Origin of the sequence: Bacillus rhizoplanae (assembly GCF_917563915.1) — a bacterium.
Classification (GTDB): domain Bacteria; phylum Bacillota; class Bacilli; order Bacillales; family Bacillaceae_G; genus Bacillus_A; species Bacillus_A rhizoplanae.
The window spans coordinates 1-413 of the sequence record NZ_CAKJTI010000086.1 but is presented as its reverse complement, the minus strand read 5'-3'; the positions used below and the strand labels follow the sequence as shown (position 1 = coordinate 413).

At 37.8% G+C, this 413-nt stretch carries 1 protein-coding gene; it reads right to left on the bottom strand.

Annotated elements, in window-relative coordinates; genetic code table 11:
* Positions 1-337 (bottom strand): IS6 family transposase (locus LRP84_RS22390; protein ID WP_230577085.1); only part of this gene is annotated, 337 nt, incomplete at its 3' end.
* Positions 338-413 lie beyond the last annotated feature (76 nt).

The following is a 413-nucleotide window of genomic DNA, read 5'->3' as shown; positions in this document are numbered from 1 at the left end:
GGTCTCTTGTTTTGCCTAGGCAAAAATCGATTGTGTTTCCTTTCGAATCAACAGCACGATACAGATACATCCATTGACCTTTTACTTTGATATATGTTTCATCGACTCTCCAAGAGTCATTTGTTTGTTTGAGGTGACGATGGATTCGTTTGTCCAATTCAGGACCATACTGATGAACCCAACGCATAATCGTTGTATGAGAAATGGATAAACCCCGTTCTTCTAGCATTTCCACCAAATCACGAAAACTGAGGTTGTACCGTAGGTACCATCTTACCGTTAACAAAATAATATCAGGCTGATAATGCTTCCATTTGAATACATTTTCCTTTTCCATACCAATCACGCACCCTTTCTAAAGTAATAGTAACAGTATGTCCAAGATTTATAGATTCATTGCAATTGTCCTTAAG